This is a genomic window from Pedobacter psychrodurus (genome assembly GCF_032678585.1).
Classification (GTDB): Bacteria; Bacteroidota; Bacteroidia; order Sphingobacteriales; family Sphingobacteriaceae; genus Pedobacter; species Pedobacter psychrodurus_A.
Genome location: NZ_JAVTSN010000100.1, coordinates 1 through 5,224, shown reverse-complemented (window position 1 = coordinate 5,224; position 5,224 = coordinate 1). Strand labels below are relative to the sequence as shown.

Genomic DNA, 5,224 nt, shown 5'->3' with positions numbered 1-5,224 from the left:
GAAAAAAGCTGCCTCATTTATTTTGAGACAGCCTCTTGACAATTTTTTCGATGACCGTTAATCAGAGGGTCACTAGTTCAAGCCCAGTTGGGTCTAAAAATGTCTCTTTATTCGAGGAAAGATCTTTAATGCGCTCAAGAGAATAAATACTTACTAAGGCCAATTGGATAGATGAATTATTTATTTAGATGAAGTTTAACTCGATTTGCGAGCCTAGGAATAATTTCTATTAATTAATTATTATAATTGCATTCATAATTGAATGTTTTTTTAACGCTTTCAAACTAATCTCACAGAAAAATTTTTCTGCTTTCGTTTGAAAGAAAACTCATGTACCGTGTATGGCTTTAGGTAAATCTGCTTCAGGGCAGGCCTTGGGATATTTATATCAATTTGAGAGGGCGATTTATTGGCTATCGAAAGCGGATATTGATTTTGTTTCTATTGAAACTGATGATGATGTTGTCGCTCAACTAAATGCTGGTAATCCAATTAACAGAATTTATGAGCAAGACAAGAGTTCAATCGGAAGCTCAAATCCTTTCTCTAATTCCAATATTAATTTATGGAAGACATTGGCGATCTGGCTTTCCATACAAAAAAGGTCTCCGAAAGAAAAGGCTAGATTCATACTGGCAACCAATAAAAGGGTTCCAACAACTTGTATAGCCTATAAAGTTCATAAAGAGAATTTTATTTCAGGTCATAAAACTAGCCAGAAAATTTTAGAAGATTTTTACAATGAGTTACAAGCTGTAGGGGTTAAACTTAAAGGTAAGGGCAAGGAAATTTTTGATAATATTTCAATAGCCTACACCAAAGATGAATTTATTTCGCTTCTGGGAAAAATAGTAGTGTCTTCGGAAGAGTTTTTCCCAGATAGAAATAAATTTAAGGAGGAAATAAAAACCAATTTAAGGATTGGTGCTCAGGTTCCATTCAACTTGGTATATGAAAAGGTTTTTGGCTGGATGGCAGATAAGATTATTAACCTCTGGTCAAGTAATCAGGAAGGTACTGTAAAATCAAGTGATCTGATTGACATGAAGGATATATGCATTAAAGAGGCTTTAGACAAACCATTTGTAGAACTTGCGGCATCATCAATTCCTGTCTTTGACTATGAAAGAAAGGAACATCAGGAAAAGGATTTTATTCGGCAGTTATCGTTCATCGATACAGATGAAGATGATATTATTGATGCAATAGACGATTTTCTTCGCGCTTCCAAAGAAAGAGATAGATGGGCAGAGAATGGTACTGTTCCTGGTCAGGAAGATATAGATGAGTTGGAAAGGGATATTCGACGGAACTGGAAAAAGCACGTTAAAAGACATAGTATTAAATCCAAAACAACTCCCGATTTAACGGAAATTGATATCGGAAATCTAATCTACCTCGACTCTTCGGATTCGCAAGGTTACAATTTAGCTGGATATCCCGTAATTCAAAATTACACAGTAGTTGGCAGTTTACATATTCTGTCAGATAAACTTGCCATAGGTTGGCATCCATCATGGAGAAAGCTGTTTAATGTTAAGGAGGAACATAATGAAGATTAATAATGTGTTTGATGTATATCAGAATAGTTCTTTGGGGGCACTTCTTTTGAGTGAATTTGTAACCTCTTTTGAGAAAATCAATAAAGAAAACCAGTCACCTAAAATGGAACGAGTATTACCAGTCCTACCTATACTTTTTACCAAGGATATTGTAATCAGTGCAAAAGGCAGGTCAAATAACATCAAGGGTTTCTATAATGTTATCGAAGAAAACAGTTTACTGTTTGAACTGATCCCTTCTAAGACGAAAAGTATGTTTGATAAGACAATGTTTTCTCTGCTAATCTGTGCAAAAGCAAATTTATTAGAATTGGATTTTGCCAATAATACAGTGACAGCAAACCTGAAGTCGCCGAGGCAAAAATTTACCGCTCCTTCCGTTGAAGTTGGAGACTTAGTGAGGACATCCAGAAAATTGGGCGGCTGGTTTGCGAATTTGTCAGATGTTGAATTTTTAATGTACCTAAATTTAGATTTATAATATGGATTTTAGAATTAAATCTATTGTGCTATGGCCAAAAAATGAAGAGATTGAACCAAGAATTATTGATTTTGATATCGATAAAATCAATGTAATTACTGGGGCAAGCGGAAAAGGAAAATCATCTATCATTTCAATTATTGATTATTGTTTGGGTAGTACTAAGTGTACAATTGCCGCTGGGGTAATAAGAAATAAGGTTAAAGCTTTTGGAATAATTATTTCGACGGATAAAAAACAGGTTCTAATAGCTCGGTCGGAGCCAGGTAATGCTGGTGTATCTAACGATTTCTTCAAAATAGAAAATGATACTGTCGAAATACCGGAAACCATTACAGAATACCCTTTTAGTATCTCACAAATTAAGCATTATCTAAATTCGATGCTTGGATTTGCAGATATTGGTCTTACCTCAAATGAATATGTCCAGTCTTTTGATACACAAAGACCGAGTTATAGAAATGCCATCTCCCTCAATTTTCAGCCTCAATATATTGTTGCCAATCAGTCAACTATGTTTTATAAGGCAGATTCTTCAAGTCATAGAGAGAAACTAAAAATCTTATTTCCATATCTAATAGGTGTAATAAATAACCGAATTTTAGAGCTTCGAGAAGAGTTAAAAACCTTTAAGAGGCAGTTAAATATTTTACTGAAAGATAAGGACTTGAAGGAATATCGGTTAGCTAAGGTAAATCAAGAGCTCTTGAACTACTATTCGATAGGTCGTGAATTCGGATTGATAAAGACTGAAGAGAATAATGATAACCTAGATCGCGATTTCTTAGTTCAACAGTTACAAATTATTTCAACTAATGAAATAGAACATATCAGGGTACCGGAACAAGCGACGCAAATTGCCGCTGATCAATTATATGAGCTATCCAGACAAGAAACTGATAATTCAGACCAATTACAGGATTTAGGCAGACGACTAGCAATCGTTCGAAGCATCCAGTCCAACAATAAAGATATTGGCGATAATACATTAACTAAAAAAGGACGGCTTTCTCCTGTTGGTTGGATATATGATAGATTGGATTTTACAAAACCCTGTCCCTTATGTAATTCAACAACAGATCACATCAAGGAATATCACGAAAATCTCTCCCAAATGCGATCTGAATTTGAGAAAGTGTCTGATAAAGTTGCTGACTCTGCTAAAATATACCTAAGTGAAAGGAAGAAGCTAGAAAAGCAAATCGCTGATAAAGAAGTAGCTATAAATGAAATTCGTAATAGAATAAGTGCTTTGCAAAGGGAAGATGGTGAGTTTAAAAGATTAAAACAAAACCAAAATTCTATTTACCGTTACCTTGGACAGGTAGAGTTAACGCTGAGTCAGTTTAATGAATACAATGCAAATCTTGATACGGGCAGTGATAAAATAGAAGAGCTCGAAGCAGCAATTGAAAAGATTGAAACTGAAGTTGGAAGCGAAAGACTGAAAAAGAGAGAAAAATTTGCGCTTGATAAAATTGCTCAGAATATCAAAAAGTATGCAATACTTTTTGAAGCCGAAAAGAGTTCTGAAAGAATTAATCTTGATATATCTGAATATCTAACGTTAAAGTTTTTAGACGAGAATGGTGCAGAGCGTTTTCTTTGGGAGGTTGGAAGTGGTCATAACCATATGGCTTATCACTTGTCCACTTACTTAGGAATCCATGAATATTTGATAACCTTACCAGATAGTAAAGTTCCTCCTTTCATAATTTTTGACCAGCCAAGTCAGGCATATTTTCCAGAGATCAATGATGACAATTCTGTTCAGGAGGAAGATTTGATTAAACTGAAAAAAATATTCGAGGTATTATCTGCTTTCGGAGAGAATACGAAAGGAAAAGTGCAGGTTATTATACTGGAGCATGCGGGAGAAGACAGCTGGAAGTCGTTAGATAATGTCATTAAAACAAAAAGGTGGCGTTCTGGAGAAGAGGATGATGCATTGATTCCTTATACATGGTTTAAATAATTTGATAATTTTTATTCCGAATCTAAAATCATTTAAATTTTTGTTCATCACATATGCTAGAAATGTTTCCAATTGGAAAAATTATTCCGAGTCAATTATTCAAAACAAAAACTAATAGAATAATTTTACTGATTATTGGGCTTGTAAGTCTACTAACTTCAGCCATAATTTTTGTTTATTCATCGTTAAATAGTAGCGTCGAACAATCACTTAAGATTATCATTATAACTGGATTCCCATTCATAATCATTGGTGCTTCAGCAATATCATATTATGCGGATAACCTTCTAGAGGTTCAATTGACAAGTCTTTATAAAGAGCGGGAAGAAATTACTCAGAAATTGGAGAAAGAAAAGGAACTCGATATCTTCCATACCATTCAATTGAGTCTTAATCAGCTAACAGAGTGGAGATTTCGCTAGGAGTGATCAACTCATTTCGGAATTTAAGGTCAGTTTGTTTCGGTCTAGACTGACCACTCCAATAAACTGATAATTAATATGGTAAAGATGAGTTATGTGTTTTCTTGGACTGGTCAGTCCGCTACGGAATTACATGGTAAATGAAGCCGAAATCTCCAGTAGGATACCCATTGCGAAATATAAGGAGGAGGAGGCCCATACTGTTATGGGGCAACATAAAGCGATAGTTTCGGAAAGCATCTTTTATAAAGCTATGGATGTTTTGAACGGTAGAAACAAGCCAAAAAAGACGACTATATCTTCTCCTGATGCGCTTCCCCTGCGTGGCTTTCTGATATGTCCAAAGTGTGGCTATATGCTCTCAGGTAGTGCTTCAAAAGGTTACAGCAAGCATTATCACTATTACCATTGCTTTTCGAAATGTGGGGTGAGATATAATGTAAGCTAACAATACAGCGCATATTGACTTGATATTGGTGATAATCTAAATTTGGTTCCATAAAATATTATTATGGAACATAGGAATAGCAAAGCAGGCCGTAAGATTAATTTTCGCAGCAAGCAGGAGATCATCAGATTACTTGAAGAATATGAAGTTATTAAGCATACCACTTCAGTTGCAGTATTCTGCAAATCCCATGGTGTACCCAGTGGAACTTTTTATACCTGGCAAAAACATCAGCGCCAAGGCAAATATCCTTCGCAGGGCAAGTTCATAGAACTTTCTGTTGAAGAACCGATAGAATCTGCGCCGCCTTTACCAAAAGTTTTCGCCAGTTTATGT

The 5,224-nt window shown here is 35.2% G+C and carries 5 protein-coding genes; all 5 read left to right on the top strand.

Annotation, left to right across the window (positions count from 1 at the left end):
- The first annotated feature begins 341 nt into the window (after positions 1-341).
- On the top strand, positions 342-1,562 hold the full coding sequence (locus R2S57_RS30125; protein WP_316848612.1) for an ABC-three component system protein: 1,221 nt from the start codon (positions 342-344) through the stop codon (positions 1,560-1,562).
- Positions 1,552-2,043 carry a three component ABC system middle component gene (locus R2S57_RS30120; RefSeq protein WP_316848611.1) on the top strand — a complete coding sequence of 164 codons (492 nt, stop codon included), beginning with the start codon at positions 1,552-1,554 and terminating at the stop codon, positions 2,041-2,043. Before R2S57_RS30125 ends, R2S57_RS30120 begins: the two co-directional genes overlap by 11 nt.
- 1 nt (position 2,044) lies before the next feature.
- Positions 2,045-4,018 (top strand): DUF3732 domain-containing protein, encoded by a 1,974-nt coding sequence (locus tag R2S57_RS30115; protein ID WP_316848610.1) that lies wholly within the window; start codon positions 2,045-2,047, stop codon positions 4,016-4,018.
- Between the two features lie 516 nt (positions 4,019-4,534).
- Positions 4,535-4,888 (top strand): zinc ribbon domain-containing protein, encoded by a 354-nt coding sequence (locus tag R2S57_RS30110; RefSeq protein ID WP_316848609.1) that lies wholly within the window; start codon positions 4,535-4,537, stop codon positions 4,886-4,888.
- Positions 4,889-4,951: 63 nt separating this feature from the next.
- On the top strand, positions 4,952-5,224 hold a 273-nt coding region (gene tnpA / locus R2S57_RS30105), incomplete at its 3' end, for an IS66 family insertion sequence element accessory protein TnpA (protein WP_316848608.1).

Bases quoted from the DNA above. Each gene is read 5' to 3' on its own strand.
- R2S57_RS30120 (WP_316848611.1), top strand. From the start codon at position 1,552: ATGAAGATTAATAATGTGTTTGATGTATATCAGAATAGTTCTTTGGGG.
- R2S57_RS30125 (WP_316848612.1), top strand. From the start codon at position 342: ATGGCTTTAGGTAAATCTGCTTCAGGGCAGGCCTTGGGATATTTATAT.
- R2S57_RS30115 (WP_316848610.1), top strand. From the start codon at position 2,045: ATGGATTTTAGAATTAAATCTATTGTGCTATGGCCAAAAAATGAAGAG.
- R2S57_RS30110 (WP_316848609.1), top strand. From the start codon at position 4,535: ATGTGTTTTCTTGGACTGGTCAGTCCGCTACGGAATTACATGGTAAAT.